This is a genomic window from Micromonospora sp. NBC_00362, assembly GCF_026342155.1.
GTDB classification, from domain to species: domain Bacteria; phylum Actinomycetota; class Actinomycetes; order Mycobacteriales; family Micromonosporaceae; genus Micromonospora; species Micromonospora hortensis.
Window position 1 is genome coordinate 2,027,027 of sequence record NZ_JAPENH010000001.1, and the last position, 21,763, is coordinate 2,048,789.

The following is a 21,763-nucleotide window of genomic DNA, read 5'->3' on the forward strand; positions in this document are numbered from 1 at the left end:
GACCGGCGACCCGTCCGCGGGTCGCCGGTCGCTGCGCTTGGTGGCGGTCAGGCTCCCGCGGCCGACTTGAGGTCGGCGGCCCGGTCGGTGCTCTCCCAGGTCAGGTCCGGCAGCTCCCGGCCGAAGTGGCCGTACGCGGCGGTCTGCTGGTAGATCGGGCGGAGCAGATTGAGGTCCCGGATGATCGCGGCCGGACGCAGGTCGAACACCTCGGTGACGGCCTTCTCGATCGAGGAGACGGGCACGGCCTCGGTGCCGAACGTCTCGATGAACAGGCTCACCGGGTGCGCCTTGCCGATGGCGTAGGCGACCTGCGCCTCGCACCGCTCGGCCAGGCCGGCGGCGACCACGTTCTTGGCAACCCAGCGCATCGCGTACGCGGCCGAGCGGTCCACCTTCGACGGGTCCTTGCCGGAGAACGCGCCGCCACCGTGGCGGGCGTACCCGCCGTAGGTGTCGACAATGATCTTGCGGCCGGTCAGCCCGGCGTCGCCCATCGGGCCGCCGATCTCGAACCGGCCGGTCGGGTTGACCAGCAGCCGGTAGCCGTCGGTGTCCAGGCCGAGGCTCTCCAGCTCCGGGGCGATCACGTGGTCGCGCACGTCCGGAGTGAGCAGCGAGTCCAACGAGATGTCGGCGGCGTGCTGGCTGGACACCACAACGGTGTTCAGCCGGACCGGGCGCAGCCCCTCGTACTCGATGGTGACCTGGGTCTTGCCGTCCGGCCGCAGGTACGGGATCGTGCCGTCCTTGCGCACCGCCGAGAGGCGACGGGCCAACCGGTGCGCGAGCGCGATCGGCAGCGGCATCAGCTCGGGCGTCTCCGAGCAGGCGAAGCCGAACATCATGCCCTGGTCGCCGGCGCCCTGCGCGTCCAGCGCGCTCTCCGACGCCCCGGTGCGCAGCTCGAAGGCGTTGTCCACGCCCTGCGCGATGTCCTCGGACTGGGCGCCGATGGAGACGCTGACCCCGCAGGAGGCGCCGTCGAAGCCCTTCTTCGACGAGTCGTAACCGATGTCGAGGATGGTCCGGCGGACGATCGTCGGGATGTCGGCGTACGCCTTGGTGGTCACCTCGCCGGCGATATGCACCTGACCGGTGGTGATCATGGTCTCCACTGCCACACGGCTGTGGGGATCCTCGGTCAGCAGCGCGTCGAGGATGCCATCGCTGATCTGGTCAGCGATCTTGTCCGGGTGGCCTTCCGTGACCGATTCGGACGTGAAGAGACGGCGTGTCACGGCACTCCTAAGCGTATGAGGTCGTTCCGCGGCAGTCTAATCACCACTGCGGCCGGTGTCGGGATCGGTCGCGCCCTGTTCCACCCGTCAGGAGCGGCCAGGCAGCCGCGCCACGACGAGATCCCACACGGCGTCGGCCACGGCTTCCTTGGCCTGCTCGGGCAGCCGACTGACCGAGCCGTCCGCGCCGATGACCGTCACCGTGTTGGTGTCGGCACCGAAGACCAGGTTTGGACCGACCTCGTTGACCACGATCAGGTCGGCCCGCTTCCGGGCGAGTTTCGCCCGGCCGTTGGCCTCGGCATCGCCGGTCTCGGCGGCGAACACCACCAGCACCTGCCCTGGTCTCTTGCGCTGGCCGAGCTCCGCCGCGATGTCCGGGTTCGTGACGAGCTCGATGGTGGGTGCGACACCGTCGTCCGACTTCTTGATTTTGCCAGTCGCGTACGTCGCGGGCCGGAAATCGGCCGGAGCCGCCGCCATCACCACCGCGTCGGCCTCGACGGCGGCCTTGACTGTCGCCTCCCGCAACTCGGCGGTGGTGCCCACCCGGATCAGGTCGACCCCGGCCGGGTCGGCGAGGCCGACGTTTGCCGAGATCACTGTGACCCGGGCACCCCGCGCGACCGCCGCGCGGGCGAACGCGTACCCCTGCTTGCCCGACGAGCGGTTGCCCAGGAAACGCACCGGGTCGAGGGGCTCGCGGGTGCCGCCGGCCGTGACGACCACCCGGCGACCGGCCAGGTCGGCGGGGGCGGAGTCACCGCGGGCCAGGAGCCGACCGGCGACGGCGAAGATCTCCGCCGGGTCGGGCAGCCGACCCTTGCCGGTGTCGGCGCCGGTGAGCCGGCCGACGGCGGGCTCGATGACCCGGACCCCCCGGGAGCGCAACGTGGCGACGTTGGCCACGGTGGCGGGGTGCTCCCACATCTCGGTGTGCATGGCCGGGGCCAGCAGGACCGGGCAGCGGGCGGTCAGCAGTGTGTTGGTCAGCAGGTCGTCGGCGAGGCCGTGGGCGGCCTTGGCGAGCAGGTCGGTGGTGGTCGGCGCGACCACCACCAGGTCGGCCTGCTTACCGAGGCGGACGTGCGGCACCTCGTGGACGTCGGTCCAGACGTCGTCGGCGACCGGTTGACCGGAGAGCGCGGCCCAGGTCGGCGCTCCAACGAAGCGGAGCGCCGACGCGGTTGGCACGACCCGAACCCGGTGACCCGATTCGGTGAAGAGTCGCAGCAGCTCGCACGCCTTGTAGGCGGCGATGCCGCCACCGACCCCGAGGACGATCGAGGCGGACATCGGCCAGCGGGGGCTTACGGCTGGTCGGTCGGCTCGGCGGTGAGCAGGCCCGAGTTGATCTCGCGCATGGCGATGGAGAGGGGCTTCTCCTGCGGGGTGGTCTCGACGAGCGGGCCGACGTACTCCAGCAGACCCTCACCGAGCTGGCTGTAGTAGGCGTTGACCTGGCGCGCGCGCTTGGCGGCGAAGATGACCAGCGCGTACTTCGACGTCGTCTTCTCGAGGAGCTCGTCGATCGGCGGGTTGGTGATGCCTTCGGGGTTGGCGATGGATCCCACGAATTAACCTCTGCGTCTTTCGAGCCGCGCGGACGCGGTGCTGAGTCTCAACGGCGGCCGACCGTCAGCCACGCAGGCGCGACCAGGTCGGATCCGGATAAGAAGAACCGAGTAAGCCTACCAGCTCCTCGACCACCCGTTCGGTGTGGTCGTGGGCCAGCGCGTGCTCGACGGTGGCTGCCACCGTGGCGTCGGGCGCGTACCCGGGTGGGCTCAGCAACACCAGCCGGGCATCGGGCAGGCGCGCCCGGACCAGTGGGACGCCGCGCAGATCGAGCGGGAGCAGCACCGGCTGCCCGGCGTCGAGCCGGGCGCGCAGCGGCGGGTACGGGGTGCCCCGGCGGTGCGATCCGATCCGGGACCACTCCAGCAGCTCGCCGTCGACGATCCGTCGATCGAACTCGGCGGGGGCGAGGAAGACGCGGTCCACCCCGTCGATCTCCGACTCCCGGCGCGGCCTGGTGGTCGCCGCGACCGGGATCCACACGGACGGAGAACGCGCCCGGACGAGCTCGACGACACTCTCCCTGCCGGAACCCGAAGGTCCAGCCAGGACAGTGAGCCGAGTCGCCGGGCGCGCCTCGTCATCCGTGCTCACTGCTTGTTTCTACACGCTGCCAGGTTTAGTTGGCGGCGAACTCTCCAAGCAGTGCCTTGCGCTGCTGCTCGCCGAGGCCACGCAGGCGACGGCTGTCGGCGATCTTGAGCTTCTCCATGATCTGGGTAGCCCGGATCTTGCCGATGCCCGGCATGGCCTGCAGGACGGCCGACACCTTGAGCTTGCCAACGACGTCGTCGCTCTCGGCCCGCTCGAGGACGGCACCGAGGGTGGTCTTGCCCTGCTTGAGCTGCTCCTTCAGCTGAGCACGGGCCTTGCGGATCTCCGCGGCCTTCTCGAGCGCGGCAGCGCGTTGTTCGGGGGTCAGTGACGGGAGCGGCACCAGTTCTCCTCAGGTCCCTATCGCGGCGGGCGGGGCGCACCGCCGCATCTGTGAAACGTGGTGTCGCTGTGAACCAAGGGGTCCATGGTTCCCAGCGCGGGGAAAACTAGCGGCCAACGGAGCTTTCGGCAACGTGGGGGCCGCATGATCACCGTAGAGTGACCGACCCGTCAGTCAGTCACCGGGCAGGCAGGACGGCCCGGCAGTCGACCAACACGCGGTCCGCGGCGGCCCGCAGCGCGGCCACATCAGGGCCTGCCGAGAGCACTTCCCGGGAGTACGACGGGAGCACCGAGGCGAGGCTGGAACCGAAGACGGTACGCAGATCGGCGGCGCCGGCACCCTGCGCGCCGAGCCCCGGAGCGAGCAGTGGGCCGCCCACACCGGAGAGGTCGTGACCGGTGTCACCGATGGTCGCGCCGACCACCAGACCGAAGCTCCCGAGCGGTGACGCACCCCTGTTGAGCTGGGAAATCTCGTCGATCACGGTTTGCGCCACGGTGCGGCCGTCGGCCGTGACGGCCCGCTGGACGGCCGCACCCTCGGGGTTGGAGGTGAGGGCCAGCACGAACACCCCGCCGCCGTGCTCGGCGGCCAGCTCGAACATCGGCGCCAGCGAACCGACCCCGAGGTAAGGGCTCGCGGTGACCGCGTCGACATACACAGGGCTGGATGGATCAAGGTACGCGGCGGCGTACGCGCTCACCGTCGAGCCGATGTCGCCGCGCTTGACGTCGAGCAGAACGAGCGAGCCAGCATCTCGTAACTGTCGGATAGTTGACTCAAGAATCGCCACACCTCGGGACCCGAACCGCTCGAAAAAGGCCGACTGAGGCTTGACTACCGCAACCCGGTCACCGAGGGCCTCCACCACGGTCCGGCTGAACCGGTCGAGCCCCTGAACGTCGTCCGGGAGGCCCCACTGAGCCAGCAGACCGGGATGCGGGTCGATGCCCACACAGAGTGGGCCCCGCTCGGTGATCGCCCGGTGCAGCCGGGTACCGAAGCTCTCCATCGGAGTGTTCCCCTCTTCTCGTCCGGGCGGCCGACCCGCCCGGGTAACCCGTCGACCCGGTGGCCGGGCCGACTCAGCCCGCCGACACCGCCGCCGCCACCCCGGCCGCGATCCGGGCCAGGTCGACGTCGTCGGTGACGTACGGCGGCATCGTGTAGATCAGGTCGCGGAACGGACGCAGCCACACCCCCTGGGCGACAGCGGCAGCGGTCGCGGCGCCGAGGTCGACCTCGTGATCGAGCTGGACCACACCGATCGCGCCGAGGACCCGTACATCGGCCACGCCCGGCGTGCCGCGCAGGGGCTCCAGACCGGCGCGCAGGCCCGCGCCGACCCTGGCGACCTGGCCGGCCCAGTCTCCGGCCCGCAGCAGCCCGATGGAGGCGTTCGCCACCGCGCAGGCCAACGGGTTGCCCATGAACGTGGGCCCGTGCGCCAGCACGCCGGTCGCCGAGATGCCCCGGGCGACCTCCGCGGTGCACACTGTCGCCGCGAGGGTCAGGTACCCGCCGGTCAACGCCTTGCCCACACAGAGCACGTCCGGCGTCACACCGGCGTGCTCGGCGGCGAACATCTCGCCGGTACGGCCGAACCCGGTGGCGATCTCGTCGAAGATCAGCAGGATCCCGTGCGCGCGGGTCACCTCGCGCAGCACCCGCAGGTAACCCGGGTGGTGGAAGCGCATCCCGCCGGCGCCCTGGACGACGGGCTCGACGATCACGGCGGCCAACTCGTCGGCGTGCCGCTCGACCGTCTCCACCAACGCCGCCACGTACGCGTCGTCGGGCGGATCGGTGAAGCCGCCCGGCGGCACCGGGGCGAACACCTGCCGGGGCAGCACGTCGCCCCACAGGTGGTGCATCCCGCCCTCCGGGTCGCAGACGCTCATCGGGTGGAACGTGTCGCCGTGGTAGCCACCCCGCCAGGTCGCCAACCGGCGCCGCTGGGGGCGCCCGACGGCCCGCTGGTACTGCAGGCACATCTTCACCGCCACCTCGACGCTGACCGAGCCGGAGTCGGCCAGGAACACGTGCTCCAGGCCATCCGGGGTCAGCTCGACAAGGGTCCGGGCCAGCCGCACCGCCGGCTCGTGGGTGAGCCCGCCGAACATCACGTGGCTCATCCGGCCGAGCTGGTCGGTCACCGCCGCGTCCAGCACCGGGTGCCGGTACCCGTGAATCGCCGCCCACCAGGACGACATCCCGTCCACCAACTCCCGCCCGTCGGCCAGGGTGAGCCGTACCCCCTCGGCGCCGCCCACCACGTACGGCGGGTTGGCCGGCGGCAGCGCGGCGTACGGGTGCCAGACGTGCGCCCGGTCAGCGGCCAGGATCTCCTCGGGTGTCACGCGTACTCCTCTGCGCCTCAAGCGGTCCGGACGGCGGACGTCCTGCGGCCGGGTCGAACCTCTCCTCCGCTGCCTTTGCTCTGCACCCGCGGACGCGACACCCGGTGGCCGGGTGTCGCGCACCGGGTGGTGCACCCGCGGGTGCAGAGCAAAGGGGCAACAACGGGCGTGTGCTCCTCGACGCGGAGCGGGCTCGGCACCAGGTCGCGCCGGGCCGGCACCGGGCCGAGGGCGGTCACCGGCCGGCGACGGGGTCCGGTGCCGCCGTTGCGGCCGCCGCGCGGGCGGCGGCGCGGACCAGGGCCGGTCCCCGGTAGATGAAGCCGGTGTAGAGCTGCACCAGGGCGGCGCCGGCATCGAACATCCGCGCCGCGTCGTCCGGATCCAGTACCCCGCCGACGCCGACGATCGGCAGCCGCCCGCCGGTCTCGGAGTGGACGAAGGCGACCACGTCGCGGGCCCGCCCGGTGAGCGGCCGACCGGAGAGGCCGCCGGCCTGCCCGCCGCGCTCGACGTCGACGCCCGCGAGGCCGTCCCGGGACAGGGTGGTGTTGGTGGCGATCACCCCGGCGGCGCCCCGGGCCAGGCAGACCTCCAGCAGCTCGGCGATCGCCGCCTCGGTCAGGTCCGGTGCGATCTTGACCAGCACCGGCTTCTCCCCCACCAGCGCGCCGAGCAGCGCGTCCAGGTGGGCACGGTCCTGCAACGACCGCAGACCCGGGGTGTTCGGTGAGGACACGTTCACCGCGAAGTAGTCGCCGTGCCCGCGCAACGCCCGGTACGAGGCGAGGTAGTCCTCGACCGCCTCGTCCAGCGGGGTCACCTTGGACTTGCCCAGCGAGATGCCCAGCGGCACCCCGAGCGGGCGCGGCAGCGCCGCCAACCGGGCGGCCAGCGCGGCGGCCCCGGCGTTGTTGAAGCCCATCCGGTTGACCACCGCCTCGCTGGCCGGCAGCCGGAACAGCCGCGGCCGGGGGTTGCCCGGCTGGGCGTGCGCGGTGACGGTGCCGACCTCCACGAAACCGAAGCCGAGCGCCGGCCAGGCCGGCAGCGCCGCGCCGTCCTTGTCCATACCGGCGGCCAACCCGACCGGGTTGGGAAACCGCACCCCGAACACGGTGCGCGGCGCGTCGACCGCGTAGCGGGCCCGCAGCGCGGCGAGCGCGGCCGGCCGCCGCGACAGGGCCGCCAACCGCCGCAGCGTCCACTCGTGCGCCGCCTCGGCGTCCCCGCCCCCGAGCCGGAACAACAACGGCCGTACCGCCTGCTCGAACACTGTCACTGGGCCGCCCGCAGGATGGCGTGCAGGTCCTGCAGAGGGCGTACCTGCATGTCGCCGCGGATCCGCGCCTCGATGCCCATCACCGCCGCGGCGGCGCCGGGGACCGTGGTGATGCAGGGGATGTCCGCGGTGACCGCGGCGCTGCGGATCTCGTAGCCGTCGGAGCGGGCGCTGGCACCCGAGCCCTGCGGCGTGTTGATCACCAGCGCCACGTGGCCGCCGCCGATCAGCGACACCGCGTCGTCGCCCGCACCGGCCTGGTAGTGCTTACGGATCTGTTCACAGGCGATGCCGTGGCGGCGCAGCACCTCGGCCGTGCCGGCGGTGGCGACGATCTCGAAGCCCAGATCGGCCAGCCGCTTGATCGGGAAGATCATGCCGCGCTTGTCCCGGTTGGCCACCGAGACGAAGATCTTCCCGGCGGTCGGCAGCGACCCGTACGCGGCCGACTGGCTCTTGGCGAAGGCATGCCCGAAGTTGGTGTCGATGCCCATCACCTCGCCGGTCGACTTCATCTCCGGCCCGAGCAGCGAGTCGATCCCCTTGCCCGCGCGGGTCCGGAAACGCTTGAACGGCAGCACCGCCTCCTTGACCGCGACCGGCGCGTCGGCGGGCATCGTGCCCCCGTCCCCCGTCGCCGGCAGCAGGCCCTCGGCGCGCAGCTCGGCGATGCTCGCTCCGAGCGCGATCCGGGCCGCCGCCTTGGCCAGCGGCACCGCCGTGGCCTTGGAGACGAACGGGACGGTCCGCGACGCGCGCGGGTTGGCCTCCAGCACGTAGAGCACGTCGTCCTTGAGGGCGTACTGCACGTTGAGCAGGCCACGGACCCCGACGCCGCGCGCGATGGCCTCGGTGTAGCGGCGGACCTCGACCAGGTGCGAGCCCGCCAGGGTGATCGGCGGGAGCGCGCAGGACGAGTCGCCGGAGTGGATGCCCGCCTCCTCGATGTGCTCCATCACGCCGCCGATGTAGACCTCGCCGTCGGCGTCGCACAGCGCGTCCACGTCGATCTCGATGGCGTCGTCGAGGAACCGGTCCACCAGCACCGGGTGGTCGCCGGAGATGTCGGTGGCCCGGCCGATGTAGTCGCGCAGCGTCGGGTCGTCGTAGACGATCTCCATGCCCCGCCCGCCCAGCACGTACGACGGTCGGACCAGCACCGGGTAGCCGATCTCGTCGGCGATCGTCTTGGCCTCGTCGTACGAGGTGGCCATGCCGTGCGCCGGCGCGCGCAGTCCAGCGCGGGCCAGCACCGCGCCGAACGCGCCGCGCTCCTCGGCCAGGTGGATCGACTCCGGGGAGGTGCCGACGATCGGCACACCGGCGTTCTTCAGCCGCTGCGCCAGACCCAGCGGGGTCTGCCCGCCGAGCTGGACGACCACCCCGACCACACCCGGACCGCCGGCCGCCCGACCGGACGAGTCCTCGGCGTGCCAGACCTCCAGGACGTCCTCGAAGGTCAACGGCTCGAAGTAGAGCCGGTCGGCGGTGTCGTAGTCGGTGGAGACCGTCTCCGGGTTGCAGTTGACCATCACGGTCTCGTAACCGGCCGACCGCAACGCCTGCACGGCGTGCACGCAGGAGTAGTCGAACTCGATGCCCTGCCCGATCCGGTTCGGGCCGGAGCCCAGGATCAGCACCTTCGGCCGGTCCGACGGCACGACCTCCGTCTCCAGGTCGTACGTCGAGTAGTGGTACGGCGTGGTCGCCTCGAACTCGGCCGCGCAGGTGTCCACTGTCTTGTAGACCGGGCGCACGTCCAGGCGGTGGCGCAGGGTCCGTACGCCATCCTCGGCGGCCAACTCCGGACGCAGCGCGGCGAGCTGTCGGTCGGACAGACCGGCCCGCTTGGCACGACGCAGCAGGTCGGCGTCGAGCACCGGCGCGTCGACGATCTCGGCGCGTAGCTCGATCAGCGCGGCGATCTGGTCCAGGAACCACGGGTCGATCCCGCCGGACGCCTCGGCCACCTCGGCGATCGACGCCCCGAGCCGCAGCGCCCGCTCCACCGTGTACAGCCGACCGTCGTGCGGGATCCGCAGCGCCGCGAGAGTGTCGGCCAGGGTGACGCCCGCCGGGTCCGGCACACTCCAGAAACCGGCCGACTTGGTTTCCATCGAGCGCATCGCCTTGTTCAGCGCCTCGGTGAAGTTGCGCCCGAGGCTCATCGCCTCACCCACCGACTTCATAGTGGTGGTCAGCTCCGGGTCCGCGCCGGGGAACTTCTCGAACGCGAACCGGGGGATCTTCACCACCACGTAGTCGAGGGTCGGCTCGAACGCCGCCGGGGTCTTCAGCGTGATGTCGTTGGGGATCTCGTCGAGGGTGTAGCCGATGGCCAGCTTCGCGGCGATCTTCGCGATCGGGAAGCCGGTCGCCTTGGAGGCCAGCGCCGAGGACCGCGACACCCGGGGGTTCATCTCGATCACGACGATCCGGCCGTCGACCGGGTTGACCGCGAACTGGATGTTGCAGCCGCCGGTGTCCACCCCGACCTCGCGCAGCACGGCGATGCCCAGGTCACGCAGGCGCTGGTACTCCCGGTCGGTGAGCGTCATGGCCGGGGCCACAGTGACGCTGTCGCCGGTGTGCACACCCATCGGATCGATGTTCTCGATCGAGCAGACCACCACCACGTTGTCGTGCCGGTCGCGCATCAGCTCGAGCTCGTACTCCTTCCAGCCGAGCACGCTCTCCTCGATGAGCACCTCGTGCACCGGGCTGGCCGACAGGCCGTCGCCGGCGATACGGGCCAGGTCCTCGGGGGTGTGCGCCATGCCGGAACCCAGACCACCCATCGTGAACGACGGCCGGATCACCACCGGCAGGCCCAGCTCGGCGACTGTCGCCTCGACCTCGTCCATCGAGTGGCAGACCCGCGAGCGGGGCACCAGCCCGGTCGGGTCGTCGACACCGAGGCGTACGCCGGCCTTCGCCACGATCTCCTTGAACAGCTGCCGGTCCTCGCCGCGGTTGATGGCGTCGATGTTCGCGCCGATCAGCTCCACGCCGTACTTCTCCAGCACGCCGGCCTCGTGCAGGGCGACGGCCGTGTTCAGCGCGGTCTGCCCGCCGAGGGTCGCCAGGATCGCGTCCGGGCGCTCCTTAGCGATGACCAGCTCCACGAACTCCGGGGTGATCGGCTCGACGTAGGTCGCGTCGGCGAACTCCGGGTCCGTCATGATCGTCGCCGGGTTGGAGTTGACCAGGCTGACCCGGATCCCCTCGCTGCGCAGCACCCGGCACGCCTGGGTGCCGGAGTAGTCGAACTCGCAGGCCTGCCCGATGACGATCGGCCCGGAGCCGATCACGAGGATGTGCTTGAGATCGGTCCGCTTAGGCATTGCTGCGCCCCTTGCTGTGGGTCCGGCCTTCGATCAAGTCGGCGAATCGGTCGAAGAGGTAGTCCGCGTCGTGCGGACCGGCCGCCGCCTCCGGGTGGTACTGGACGGTGAACGCGGGCAGGTCCACCGCCCGCAGCCCCTCGACCACGTTGTCATTGAGGCAGACGTGCGACACCCGTACGCCCCCGAAGTCGGTGTCGATCACCTGGTCGGGGACGACAGCGCCGTTGCCCGAGCCGGGGACCTGCACGGCGAAGCCATGGTTGTGGCTGGTCACCTCGACCTTGCCGGTGACCCGGTCGAGCACCGGCTGGTTGATCCCCCGGTGGCCGTAGCCCAGCTTGTAGGTGCCGAAGCCGAGCGCCCGACCGAGGATCTGGCTGCCGAAGCAGATGCCGAACAGGGGCACCTGCCGCCGCAGCGCCTCGCGGGCCAGCTCCACCGGGGCGGCGGCGGTGGCCGGGTCGCCCGGGCCGGGCGACAGGAAGATCGCGTCGGCGCCGGTGGCGAGCATCTGGTCGATGCTCGACGACGCCGGCAGCACGTGGGTGGTCACCCCGCGGGTGGCCAGCCGACGCGGCACGTTGCGCTTGATGCCCAGGTCCAGCGCGGCCACTGTGAACCGGTGCTCGCCCAGGGCCTCGACGACGTACGGTTCGGCGGTGCTCACCTCGGCGGACAGGTCCGCGCCGACCATCTGCGGCGCCTGGCGGACCCGGGCCAGCAGGCTCTGCGGGTCGTTGTCGATGCTGGAGATACCCACCCGCATGGCGCCCCGCTCGCGCAGGTGCCGGGTCAGCGCCCGGGTGTCCACCCCGCTGATTCCCACCACACCCTCGGTGGCGAGGCGGTCCTCGAGACCACCGGTGGCCCGCCAGTTCGAGCCGATCCGGGCCGGGTCGCGCACGACGTAGCCGGCCACCCAGATCCGACCGGACTCGTCGTCCTCGCCGTTGACGCCGGTGTTGCCGATGTGCGGCGCGGTCTGCACCACCACCTGACGGTGGTACGACGGGTCGGTGAGGGTCTCCTGGTAACCGGTCATGCCGGTGTTGAAGACCGCCTCGCCGAAGGTCTCTCCGACGCTGCCGTACGCCTCGCCGGGGAACGTGCGCCCGTCCTCCAGCACCAGGATTGCGGGTCTGCGCTTGACCATTACTTGACAGCCTTTCCGTCCAGGACCGTCGGCTCGCCGCGCAGGAAGGTCGCCACGATGCGACCTGGCAGCGTCATGCGGGCGTACGGGGTGTTGCGACTGCGACTGGCCAGCTCCGTCGGCTCGATGGTGCGGCGGACGGCCGGGTCGATCAGGGTCAGGTTGGCCGGGACACCCGGCGCGGGGTCGACGCCGTGCCCGGTGAGGCCGGCGATCCGTGCGGGGGTGCGCGACATCCGCTCGGCGATCAGGTCCCACTCGGGGCCGAGCACGTCCAGCGCGATGGAGAGGGCCGTCTCCAGACCGAGCATCCCCGGTCGGGCGTACGCCCACTCGCACTCCTTGTCCTCCACCGCGTGCGGGGCGTGGTCGGTGGCGATCACGTCGATCACCCCGTCGGCGAGGGCGGCACGCAGCGCGGCGATGTCCGCGGCGGTACGCAGCGGCGGGTTCACCTTGTAGACCGGGTCGTAGGTTTCCGCCCGTTCGTCGGTGAGCAGCAGGTGGTGCGGGGTCACCTCGGCGGTCACGCGTACCCCACGCGCCTTTGCCTGGCGCAGCACCTCGACGCTGCCGGCGGTGGAGACGTGGCAGACGTGCAGTCGGCTGCCCACGTGCTCGGCGAGCAGCACGTCCCGGGCGATGATCGCCTCCTCGGCGACCGCCGGCCAGCCGATCAGGCCGAGCCGGGTGGAGACCTCGCCCTCGTGCATCTGGGCGCCCTCGGTGAGCCGGGGCTCCTCGGCGTGCTGGGCGATGATCCCGTCGAACGCCTTGACGTACTCCAGGGCTCGGCGCATCAACTTCGGGTCGGCGACGCAGTGCCCGTCGTCGGAGAAGATCCGCACCCGGGCCGCCGAGTCGGCCATCGCGCCCAGTTCGGCCAGCCGCTCGCCGGCCAGCCCGACGGTGACCGCGCCGATCGGCTGCACGTCGACCAGGCCGGCCTCGCGGCCGAGCCGCCAGACCTGCTCGACAACGCCGGCGGTGTCCGCCACCGGGGAGGTGTTGGCCATCGCGCAGACCGCCGTGTAGCCGCCCAGCGCCGCCGCCCGGGAACCGGACTCGACGGTCTCGGCGTCCTCCCGGCCGGGCTCGCGCAGGTGGGTGTGCAGGTCGACGAGGCCGGGCAGGGCGACCAGGCCGGTGCCGTCGACGACTGTGGCGTCCGGCGCGGTCAGGCCGGGACCGACCTCGGCGATCACGCCGTCGCGGATCAGCAGGTCGGTCGGCGCGGCGCCGACGACACTCACGCTGGTGATCAGGTACGCGGTCACCGGTTGTTCCCTCCGAGCAGCAGGTAAAGGACAGCCATCCGCACGGAAACCCCGTTGGTGACCTGTTCGACGATGGTGGAGCGGGGTGAGTCGGCGACCTCGGGGGTGATCTCCATCCCCCGGTTCATCGGGCCGGGGTGCATGACGATCGCGTGCTCGGGCAGCCGGCGCATCCGCGGCCCGTCCAGGCCGTAGCGGCGGGCGTACTCGCGCGCGGAGGGGAAGTAGGAGTCGTTCATCCGCTCCCGCTGCACCCGCAGCATCATCACCACGTCCACGTTCGGCAGGACGGCGTCGAGGTCGTAGGAGACGTCGGTGCCGGGCGCGAGGGCGCCCGCGATGTCGACCGGGATGAGGGTCGGCGGGCCGACCAGGGTGACCTTGGCGCCGAGGGTGGAGAGCAGCAGCACGTTGGAGCGGGCCACCCGGGAGTGCAGCACGTCCCCGACCACGGCGACCGACAGGCCGGCGAGCCGGCCCAGCCGGGCCCGCATGGTGTACGCGTCCAGCAGCGCCTGGGTGGGGTGCTCGTGGGTGCCGTCGCCGGCGTTGACGACCGACCCGTCCACCCAGTTGGCCAGGCGGTGCGGTGCGCCGGAGGCGGGGTGTCGGATGACGACGGCGTCCGCGCCCATGGCCTGCAGGGTCAACGCGGTGTCCTTCAGGCTCTCACCCTTGGTGACGCTGGACCCCTTCGCGGAAAAGTTGATCACGTCGGCGCTGAGTCGCTTCGCCGCCGCCTCGAAGGAGATCCGGGTACGCGTGGAGTCCTCGTAGAAGAGGTTCACCACCGTCCGTCCGCGCAGCGCGGGAAGCTTCTTGATCTCCCGGCCGGCGACGGTGGCCATCTCGGCGGCGGTGTCCAGGATCTCGGTGGCGGTGTCGGCGTCCAGGTCCCCGCCGGAGAGCAAGTGTTTGATCATGAGGCAGTTCCCCCGTAGAGCTTGACCTCGTCCGTCCCGTCGATCTCGGCGAGCGTCACCTTGACGCTCTCGGCGAGCGAGGTCGGGATGTTCTTGCCGACGTAGTCGGCGCGGATCGGCAACTCCCGGTGGCCCCGGTCGACCAGCACGGCGAGCTGCACCGAGGCCGGGCGGCCCACGTCGTTGAGCGCGTCGAGCGCGGCCCGGACGGTGCGACCGGAGAAGAGCACGTCGTCGACCAGGATGACCCGTTTGCCGTCGATCCCGTCGGCGGGAAGCTCGGTCGGACCCACCGCGCGGGTGGCGTGCCGACGGAGGTCGTCGCGGTACAGGGTGATGTCGAGCACACCGACCGGAACGGCGACGTCCTCGAAGGTGCTGATCCGGTCCGCGAGCCGCCGGGCGAGGGGGGTGCCCCGGGTGGGAATCCCGAGCAGCACCGTGTTGGCGGCGCCCTGGGTCTTCTCCAGGATCTGGTGGGCGATGCGGTCGACCACGCGTTGCACGTCGGCGCTGGCGAGGATCACCTTCACCGAGGGTTGTTGCGGTGGTGACGAGCGGGCAGCCGGTGGGTATGCCACGGCGGACCTCCTTCCCCGCCTCACGGGACGGGTCGTTAAAGGATGTCGGGCACCTCCGGCCGGACCGCTCAGCAGACCTGGGCCGGGGCTTCCGCCACGTTACCAGTGGTCACCGGGGTGATGGACGGCGGCCGCTGACCACCGGGTCAGGTACCGGAAAAGGGGAAAACTCCCCGGACGCTCCGCAACGGGAGGGGCACGACCACTTGACCACGTGTCGCATTCCCCGTACCGTCACGCTCCGTAGCGATCGACGGGAGAACCCCGAGCAGCACTGGGAGTGTCCGAATGCCCTCTGAATACGCCAAGTCTCTGGGCGCCCGCCTGCGCTCCATCCGCCAGCAGCAGGGTCTTTCCCTGCAGGGTGTGGAGGAGAAGTCGAACGGGCGGTGGAAGGCCGTGGTGGTCGGCTCGTACGAGCGTGGCGACCGGGCCGTGACGGTGTCCCGTCTGGCCGAGTTGGCCGAGTTCTACCGCGTACCCGTCTCGGAGCTGCTGCCTGACGGCAGTGGCGTCCGCCACGAGCCCACCAGCAAGATTGTCCTGGACCTGGAGCGGCTCTACGACGAGGCCTCCGAGGACCTGGCCTACGTCGCCCGCTACGCCCGCGCCATCCAGCAGCAGCGCGGCGACTACAACGGCCGGGTGCTCTCCATCCGCGCCGACGACCTGCGGGCGCTCGCGATCGTGTACGACGCCTCACCGTCGGGCCTGATCGAGCGGCTCACCGAGCACGGCGTGCTGGTGGCCGACCCCCGGGCGTTCTTCGCCTCCTGATCTGCCGCTCCACCTGATCTGCCGCTCCACCGAAAGGGCCCGTGCCAACTGGCACGGGCCCTTTTCGGATGTGCGGTGTTCGGTGGGACGCTCAGCGGGTGGCGTACTCGGCGATCCGGCCGAGCACCCCGTTGAGGAAGCGCGGCGAATCGTCAGTCGACATCTGCCGAGCCAGCTCCACTGCCTCGCTGATCGCCACCGCGTCGTCGATCTCGTCGACGTAGAGCAACTCGTAGACGGCGATCCGGGCCAGATTACGGTCGACGACCGGCATCCGCTCCAGCGTCCAACCCTCGGCGTAGCTGGCGATCAGCTCGTCGATCCGGTCGAGGTGCTCGGCGACCCCCTCGACCAGGCCCACCGCGTAGCCGAGATGCTCCGGTCGGGGCTGCTCGATGCGCTGCACGTAGCCGGCGAGCACCTCTACCGGAGGCTTGTCCCGAAGGTCGGCCTCGTAAAGGACATCCAGCGCCCGCTTGCGCGCCTTGCGGCGCGCCGGCATCTGCTGCTTGGAACCCTCAGCCATCAGGCGCGGCCGAGGTAACGGCCGTCGCGGGTGTCGACCTTGATCTTCTCGCCGGTGGTGATGAACAGCGGAACCGGCACTGTGGCGCCGGTCTCCACTGTCGCCGGCTTGGTGCCGCCGGTCGAACGGTCGCCCTGCAGGCCCGGCTCGGTGTAGGTGACCTCCAGCACGACGCTGGTGGGCAGCTCGATGTAGAGCGGCACACCCTCGTGCTGGGCGACTGTCGCCTCCGCCTCGGGCAGCAGGTAGTTGGCTGCCTCACCGACGGTGCCACCGGGCACGGTGATCTGGTCGAAGGTCTCCAGATCCATGAAGACGAAGTCCTCACCGTCGGCGTACAGGTACTGCATCGTGCGCTTGTCAACGGTCGCGGTTTCGACCTTGGTGCCCGCGTTGAAGGTCTTGTCGACCACCTTCCCGGACAGCACGTTCTTCAGCGTGGTGCGCACGAAGGCACCACCCTTACCGGGCTTGACGTGCTGGAACTCGACGACGGCCCAGAGCTCGCCGTCCAGGTTGAGTACCAGGCCGTTTTTGAGGTCGTTGGTGGAGGCCATTTCCTGCCTTGATCATCAATTGGCGGACAGACCTGGCAAGTCTACAAGCTGCGTCGAATCGGACGGTCCCCCGTTCGGAGCGCCCGGTCGGTGGGCCCTCAGCGGGTGGCCAGATGCTGCAGAGCGAGACGATAGCCGTCGATACCGAGACCGCAGATCACCCCGGTCGCCACCGCCGAGACCACCGAGTGGTGCCGGAACTCCTCACGGGTGTGGATGTTGGAGATGTGCACCTCCAGCAGCGGCCCCCGCAGCATGGCGCAGGCGTCCCGCACCGCGTACGAGTAGTGCGACCAGGCGGCCGGGTTGAGCACGACAGCGGCGCCCTCGTCGGCCGCCGTGTGCAGCCAGCCGAGCAGCTCGTGCTCCGCGTCGGTCTGCCGGACCGTCACCGCCAGCCCCAGCTCCCGAGCGGTGCTCTCGCAGAGCGCCACCAGGTCCGCGTAGCTGGTCGCGCCGTACACATCGGGCTCGCGGGTGCCCAGCCGGCCCAGGTTCGGCCCGTTCAGGACGTAGACCTTCACGCGGTTGCCACCTCGCGGTAGGCGGCCTCCAGCAACGCGTCGTCGGGGCCCTCCAACATCGCCGGGCGGGCCAGCCCGTCGAGCACCACGAAGCGCAGCCGACTGCCCCGGGTCTTCTTGTCCACCCGCATCGCGGCCAACAGCTGCGGCCAGGCGTCGGCCGGGTAGCTCACCGGCAGGCCCAGCGCGCTCAGTGTGACCCGGTGTCGGTCGGCGGTCGGCGCGTCCAGCCGCCCGGCGAGCCGGGCGAGGGTGGCCGCGTACACCAGACCGACGGCGACGGCGTGGCCGTGCCGCCAGCGGTAGCCCTCGTTCTGCTCGATGGCGTGGGCCAGGGTGTGCCCGTAGTTGAGCACCTCCCGCAGGCCCGACTCGCGCAGGTCGCCGGCGACCACGTCGGCCTTGACCCGGATGGCCCGCTCGATCAGCTCCCGGCTCACCGGGCCTCGGGGGTCGGTGGCGGCCTCCGGGTCGTCCTCGATGAGATGCAGGATCGTCGGGTCGGCGATGAAACCGCACTTGACGACCTCGGCCAGCCCGGCCGCCAGGTCGACAGCGGGCAGGCTGTCCAGAGTGGCCAGGTCGGCCAACACCCCGACCGGCGGGTGGAACGCGCCCACCAGGTTCTTGCCGGCGGCCGTGTTGATGCCCGTCTTGCCGCCCACCGCGGCGTCGACCATGCCCAGCAGCGAGGTCGCCACCGGCACCCAGCGCACCCCCCGCAACCAGCAGGCCGCGACGAAGCCGGCCAGGTCGGTCACCGCGCCGCCGCCCACCCCGACCACCGCGTCGGTACGGGTGAAGCCGGCCGCTCCGAGCCGGTCCCAGCAGGAGGCGGCCACCTCGATGTGCTTTCCCGACTCGGCGTCGGGCACCTCGATCGCCAGTGGCTCGACGCCGTCGGCGCGCAGGCGTTCGCCGAGCGCGTCCGCGAGGGCCTTGAGCGGAGGCGCGTGCAACACCGCGACCCGGGTCGCGCCGGGCAGCAGGCCGGGCAGCGCACCCAGCAGGTCACGTCCCACCAAGACGTCGTACGGCCGCTCGCCGCCGACCGGAATTCGGGTCACCTCGTCCATCGCCGGCAGCCTAGTCCAGCGGGCGGCGCGGCGAGGGCGGCTGTCCACCTGCTGGCCGAGCGGCCCAGTCCGCCAACCGGCGGGCGTGTTCGGCCACCGCGGCGCGCAGCGCGTCCGGATGCCGCACTGTGAACGGACACCCCAGTCCGGCGAGGAGCGCCGCCATCCCGGGCAGGCTCTCCGCTCGGGCCCGCAGGAGCACCCCGTCGGTGGTGGCGGTCAACTCGGCGACGCTGGGCGGGATGCGGCGGCGGGCGGCGACCAGGTCGGTCTCCAGCACGACCTCCACCTCGTGCGTGTACGGCACGCCGGCCAGCGACCGGGTCACCCAGGCCACCGCCTCGAAGCCGTCCGGCACTGTGAACGTCGCCGCGCCGGGCGTCACCGTGCCGATCCGGTCCAGTCGGAAGGTGCGGATCTCGCCGCGTCGGTGGTCGTGGCCGGTGACATACCAACGGCCGGAGTGGAAGACCAGCCCGTACGGGTCGAGCTCGCGGTGCGACTGCTCGCCGCGCCAGGAGCGGTAGTCCAGCGCCACCCGCTGTCGGTGCCGGGTGGCCGAGGCCAGCGCGAGCAGGGTGCCCGACGCCGGTCCGCGTTCCGGCTCCGGACGACGCAGGGTGAAGCCCAGGTGCTCCTGGACGGCGGCGAGCCGGTCGGCGAGCGCCGCCGGCAGCACCCGGCGGATCTTCGCCAGGGCGGTGGCGGTGGCGGGCTGTTCGGTGGCGAGCCCGACCCGTTCGGCGACGACGAGGCCGAGCAGCACGGCCACCGCCTCGTCGTCGGTGAGCATCAGCGGGGGCAGCTTGTAGCCGGAGTGCAGCCGGTAGCCGCCGTATCGGCCCCGGTCGGCGGTGACGGGGATGCCCAGTTCGACAAGCGTGGTGGCGTACCGGCGCACGGTCCGCTCGTCCACACCGAGGCGGCCGGCGAGTTCGGCGGCCGTCGACCGGTGCCGGGTCTGCAGCAGTTCGAGCAGGGCCAGCACCCGTCCTGCGGGATGTGACACGGGCCACTCCTCAAAACCGGGCGGATCCTGTCCGGAATAGATCGTACGGTCTGTCGGTAGCCGAGAGAAGGAGCCACAGATGGCGACATTCGTGCTGGTGCCGGGATTCTGGCTGGGTGCCTGGGCGTGGCGGGACGTGACCGTCGCGCTGCGGTCGCAGGGGCACGAGGTCTATCCGATGACGCTGACCGGGGTGGGCGAACGCGACCATCTCGCCGGGCCGGAGGTCAGCCTGGACACGCACACCACCGACATCGTCCGACTGATCGAGGTCAAGGACCTGCGCGACGTACTGCTGGTCGGTCACTCCGGCGGGGGGATGCCGGCCGCCCAGGCGGTGGACCGCATCCCGGACCGGATCGCCCGGATCGTCTACGTGGAGAGCGGGCCGTTGCCGGACGGCACGGCGCAGTTCGACACGCTGCCGCCGGAGGAGCAGCAGCGGCTGCGGGCCGCGATCGGCACCGGACACCTGCTGCCGCCGCCGGCCTGGGATCCGGCCGCCGACCCGACCAACCTGGCCGGCCTGGACGAGCCGACGCTCGCGCTGCTGCGTACCCGGGCCACCCCGCAGCCGCTACGGGCCGCCACCGACCCGGTCCGACGCACCGGTGGGCGCCCGGTGCCGACCGCGCTGGTCGCCAGCACGTTCCCGCTCGACGTGGTGCGGCAGATGATCCAACAGGAGCATCCGTTCTTCACCGGCCTGGCCGACGGCCAGCTGCATGAGCTGCCCACCGGGCACTGGCCGATGCTCAGCGAGCCGAAGGCTCTGGCCGACGTCCTCGACCTGATCGCCCGCAGCTGAGGACCACCCCTCTGCGCCGATCTTGCGGTTCCGGTTGCCGAGATGGGGGGAAACGCCCCCTACGTCGGCACGGTAAGTGCAAGATCGGCGCGACAGGTCCGCGTCAGCGCGGAAGCAGAGCGGCGACGTCGGCGACGACCTGCGTCGGGGCTCGGCCATCGGTGACCACCGTCTCGGTGGCGACCTCGGCGTAGAGCGGCTTGCGCTGGTCCAGCAGGTGCTTGAGGGTCGCCCGTGGGTTGATCGCCAGCAGCGGCCGGCCGGCGCCGAGCCCGACCCGCCGCACCGCGTCGGGCAGCTCGACCGAGAGGTGCACCACCCGGTGCCCGATCAGGGCCGCCCGGGTCTCCTCGGCCAGCACCGCGCCGCCGCCGAGGGCGAGCACGCCCGTGCCGCCAGCCAGCGCCGCGGCCACGGCGGCCCGTTCCAAGGTACGGAAGTGGGCCTCACCCTCGTCGATGAAGATCTCCGGGATCGGCTTGCCGGCCATCTGCTCGATGTCGGTGTCGGTGTCGCGGAACTCCACCCCGAGCGTGGCGGCGAGCGCCCGCCCGACGGTGGTCTTGCCGCACCCGGGCGCGCCGACCAGCACGACGACCGGTGCCATCAGCGGATGACCAACGCGTCGAGGTACCCGGCCAGGTTGCGGCGGATCTCGGCGATCGAGTCTCCACCGAACTTCTCGGTGGCCGCCTCGGCCAGCACCAGCGCCACCATCGCCTCGGCGACCACCGCCGCGGCGGGCACCGCGCAGACGTCGGAGCGCTGGTTGATCGCGGTGGCCGGCTCGCCGGTGGTGACGTCCACGGTGGCCAGCGCCCGGTTCAGCGAGGAGATCGGCTTCATGGCGGCGCGGACCCGCAGCGGCTCACCGGTGGTGATGCCACCCTCCAGGCCGCCGGCCCGGTCGGTGACCCGGCGGACGCCGGTGGCCGACGGGATGATCTCGTCGTGCGCCTCCGAACCGCGCGAGCGGGCCTGCTGCCAGCCGTCGCCGATCTCCACGCCCTTGATCGCCTGAATGGACATCAGCGCGGTGGCCAGCCGGGCGTCGAGCTTGCGGTCCCACTGCACGTGGCTGCCCAGCCCCGGTGGCACCCCGTACGCCAGCACCTCGACCACACCCCCGAGGGTGTCAGCGGCCTTCTTCGCGGCATCGACCTCGGCGACCATCAGGGCGCTGGCCTCCGGGTCGAGGCAGCGCAGCGGGTCGGCGTCGATCCGGGCCGTGTCGGACGGCGTGGGACGCAGGCCGGGCTTCGCGGCCACCGGGCCCAGCTCGACGACGTGCGAGACGATCTCGATACCGAGCGCCTGACGGATCAGCGCCTTGGCGACAGTGCCGACGGCCACCCGCGCGGCGGTCTCCCGTGCGCTGGCGCGCTCCAGGATCGGCCGAGCGTCGGTGTGGCCGTACTTCTGCATGCCGGCCAGGTCCGCGTGGCCGGGCCGGGGGCGGGTCAGCGGGGCGTTGCGGGCCTGCCGGGCCAGCTCGTCGGGGTCGACCGGGTCGGCGGCCATCACGGTCTGCCACTTCGGCCACTCGGAGTTGCCGACCCGGATCGCCACCGGGCTGCCCAGGGTCACGCCGTGCCGCAGGCCGCCGAGCAGCTCGACCTCGTCGCGCTCGAACGACATCCGGGCACCCCGCCCGTAGCCCAGCCGTCGACGGGCCAGCTCGTCGGCGATCTCGGTGGTGGTCACCTCGATGCCGGCCGGCACCCCCTCCAACATCGCGACGAGGGCGGGACCGTGCGATTCACCTGCAGTCAGCCAGCGCAACACAGCGGTCAGTCTGTCACGG

General features: G+C 71.5%; 22 protein-coding genes. 2 read left to right on the forward strand and 20 right to left on the reverse strand.

Annotation, left to right across the window (positions count from 1 at the left end; translation table 11 throughout):
- Positions 1–47: 47 nt before the first annotated feature.
- The 13 genes from metK to pyrR form a co-directional block, all read right to left on the reverse strand.
- The gene (gene metK / locus OG992_RS09285) at positions 48–1,241 is read right to left on the reverse strand and encodes a methionine adenosyltransferase (RefSeq protein WP_266302993.1); all 1,194 of its coding nucleotides are present in this window, start codon (positions 1,239–1,241) and stop codon (positions 48–50) included.
- A gap of 87 nt (positions 1,242–1,328) precedes the next feature.
- Positions 1,329–2,537: a bifunctional phosphopantothenoylcysteine decarboxylase/phosphopantothenate--cysteine ligase CoaBC gene (coaBC, locus tag OG992_RS09290; protein WP_238686204.1), complete on the reverse strand. Its 1,209-nt coding sequence runs from the start codon at positions 2,535–2,537 to the stop codon at positions 1,329–1,331.
- Positions 2,538–2,551: 14 nt separating this feature from the next.
- Complete coding sequence (gene rpoZ / locus OG992_RS09295) at positions 2,552–2,815, reverse strand: DNA-directed RNA polymerase subunit omega (protein WP_030335666.1); 264 nt, start codon at positions 2,813–2,815, stop codon at positions 2,552–2,554.
- A gap of 64 nt (positions 2,816–2,879) precedes the next feature.
- Complete coding sequence (locus tag OG992_RS09300; RefSeq protein ID WP_238686205.1) at positions 2,880–3,413, reverse strand: guanylate kinase; 534 nt, start codon at positions 3,411–3,413, stop codon at positions 2,880–2,882.
- A gap of 25 nt (positions 3,414–3,438) precedes the next feature.
- Entirely contained in the window at positions 3,439–3,756 is a 318-nt protein-coding gene (gene mihF, locus OG992_RS09305; RefSeq protein WP_030335662.1) for an integration host factor, actinobacterial type, read from the reverse strand.
- Between the two features lie 178 nt (positions 3,757–3,934).
- Positions 3,935–4,771, reverse strand: coding sequence for an orotidine-5'-phosphate decarboxylase (gene pyrF / locus OG992_RS09310; RefSeq protein ID WP_091401910.1), 837 nt, complete (start codon positions 4,769–4,771; stop codon positions 3,935–3,937).
- A 73-nt stretch (positions 4,772–4,844) separates the two neighbouring features.
- Positions 4,845–6,119 carry an adenosylmethionine--8-amino-7-oxononanoate transaminase gene (locus OG992_RS09315; RefSeq protein WP_266302994.1) on the reverse strand — a complete coding sequence of 425 codons (1,275 nt, stop codon included), beginning with the start codon at positions 6,117–6,119 and terminating at the stop codon, positions 4,845–4,847.
- Positions 6,120–6,354: 235 nt separating this feature from the next.
- Positions 6,355–7,401, reverse strand: coding sequence for a quinone-dependent dihydroorotate dehydrogenase (locus OG992_RS09320; protein ID WP_238686207.1), 1,047 nt, complete (start codon positions 7,399–7,401; stop codon positions 6,355–6,357).
- Positions 7,398–10,745 (reverse strand): carbamoyl-phosphate synthase large subunit, encoded by a 3,348-nt coding sequence (gene carB / locus OG992_RS09325; protein WP_238686208.1) that lies wholly within the window; start codon positions 10,743–10,745, stop codon positions 7,398–7,400. Before carB ends, OG992_RS09320 begins: the two co-directional genes overlap by 4 nt.
- Entirely contained in the window at positions 10,738–11,901 is a 1,164-nt protein-coding gene (carA, locus tag OG992_RS09330) for a glutamine-hydrolyzing carbamoyl-phosphate synthase small subunit (RefSeq protein ID WP_266302995.1), read from the reverse strand. Before carA ends, carB begins: the two co-directional genes overlap by 8 nt.
- Positions 11,901–13,178, reverse strand: a complete 1,278-nt coding sequence (locus tag OG992_RS09335; protein WP_238686210.1) for a dihydroorotase — start codon at positions 13,176–13,178, stop codon at positions 11,901–11,903. Before OG992_RS09335 ends, carA begins: the two co-directional genes overlap by 1 nt.
- Complete coding sequence (locus OG992_RS09340; RefSeq protein WP_238686211.1) at positions 13,175–14,101, reverse strand: aspartate carbamoyltransferase catalytic subunit; 927 nt, start codon at positions 14,099–14,101, stop codon at positions 13,175–13,177. The genes OG992_RS09335 and OG992_RS09340 overlap by 4 nt, the downstream gene beginning before the upstream one ends.
- Entirely contained in the window at positions 14,098–14,682 is a 585-nt protein-coding gene (gene pyrR / locus OG992_RS09345) for a bifunctional pyr operon transcriptional regulator/uracil phosphoribosyltransferase PyrR (protein WP_266302996.1), read from the reverse strand. The genes OG992_RS09340 and pyrR overlap by 4 nt, the downstream gene beginning before the upstream one ends.
- Positions 14,683–14,970: 288 nt before the next feature.
- On the opposite strand from pyrR, the gene OG992_RS09350 reads away from it, so the two are divergent.
- Positions 14,971–15,459 (forward strand): transcriptional regulator, encoded by a 489-nt coding sequence (locus tag OG992_RS09350; protein WP_007458348.1) that lies wholly within the window; start codon positions 14,971–14,973, stop codon positions 15,457–15,459.
- 91 nt (positions 15,460–15,550) lie between these two features.
- Here the strand turns inward: OG992_RS09350 and nusB are convergent, their stop codons facing one another.
- From nusB to OG992_RS09375, 5 genes are all read right to left on the reverse strand, one after another.
- Positions 15,551–15,961 (reverse strand): transcription antitermination factor NusB, encoded by a 411-nt coding sequence (nusB, locus tag OG992_RS09355; protein ID WP_208641306.1) that lies wholly within the window; start codon positions 15,959–15,961, stop codon positions 15,551–15,553.
- A 23-nt stretch (positions 15,962–15,984) separates the two neighbouring features.
- Complete coding sequence (gene efp / locus OG992_RS09360) at positions 15,985–16,542, reverse strand: elongation factor P (RefSeq protein WP_007458344.1); 558 nt, start codon at positions 16,540–16,542, stop codon at positions 15,985–15,987.
- A gap of 98 nt (positions 16,543–16,640) precedes the next feature.
- Entirely contained in the window at positions 16,641–17,066 is a 426-nt protein-coding gene (gene aroQ / locus OG992_RS09365; RefSeq protein ID WP_266302997.1) for a type II 3-dehydroquinate dehydratase, read from the reverse strand.
- Positions 17,063–18,142: a 3-dehydroquinate synthase gene (gene aroB / locus OG992_RS09370; protein ID WP_238686214.1), complete on the reverse strand. Its 1,080-nt coding sequence runs from the start codon at positions 18,140–18,142 to the stop codon at positions 17,063–17,065. The genes aroQ and aroB overlap by 4 nt, the downstream gene beginning before the upstream one ends.
- Before the next feature lie 10 nt (positions 18,143–18,152).
- Positions 18,153–19,151 carry a YafY family protein gene (locus tag OG992_RS09375; RefSeq protein WP_238686215.1) on the reverse strand — a complete coding sequence of 333 codons (999 nt, stop codon included), beginning with the start codon at positions 19,149–19,151 and terminating at the stop codon, positions 18,153–18,155.
- A 79-nt stretch (positions 19,152–19,230) separates the two neighbouring features.
- Here OG992_RS09375 and OG992_RS09380 point away from each other — a divergent pair, with 79 nt between their 5' ends.
- The gene (locus OG992_RS09380) at positions 19,231–19,959 is read left to right on the forward strand and encodes an alpha/beta fold hydrolase (protein ID WP_266302998.1); all 729 of its coding nucleotides are present in this window, start codon (positions 19,231–19,233) and stop codon (positions 19,957–19,959) included.
- Positions 19,960–20,062: 103 nt separating this feature from the next.
- Here the strand turns inward: OG992_RS09380 and OG992_RS09385 are convergent, their stop codons facing one another.
- Together OG992_RS09385 and aroC are read right to left on the reverse strand one after the other, a co-directional pair.
- Positions 20,063–20,566, reverse strand: a complete 504-nt coding sequence (locus tag OG992_RS09385) for a shikimate kinase (RefSeq protein ID WP_266302999.1) — start codon at positions 20,564–20,566, stop codon at positions 20,063–20,065.
- Positions 20,566–21,744 carry a chorismate synthase gene (gene aroC, locus OG992_RS09390; RefSeq protein ID WP_091401884.1) on the reverse strand — a complete coding sequence of 393 codons (1,179 nt, stop codon included), beginning with the start codon at positions 21,742–21,744 and terminating at the stop codon, positions 20,566–20,568. The genes OG992_RS09385 and aroC overlap by 1 nt, the downstream gene beginning before the upstream one ends.
- Between the last annotated feature and the right edge of the window lie 19 nt (positions 21,745–21,763).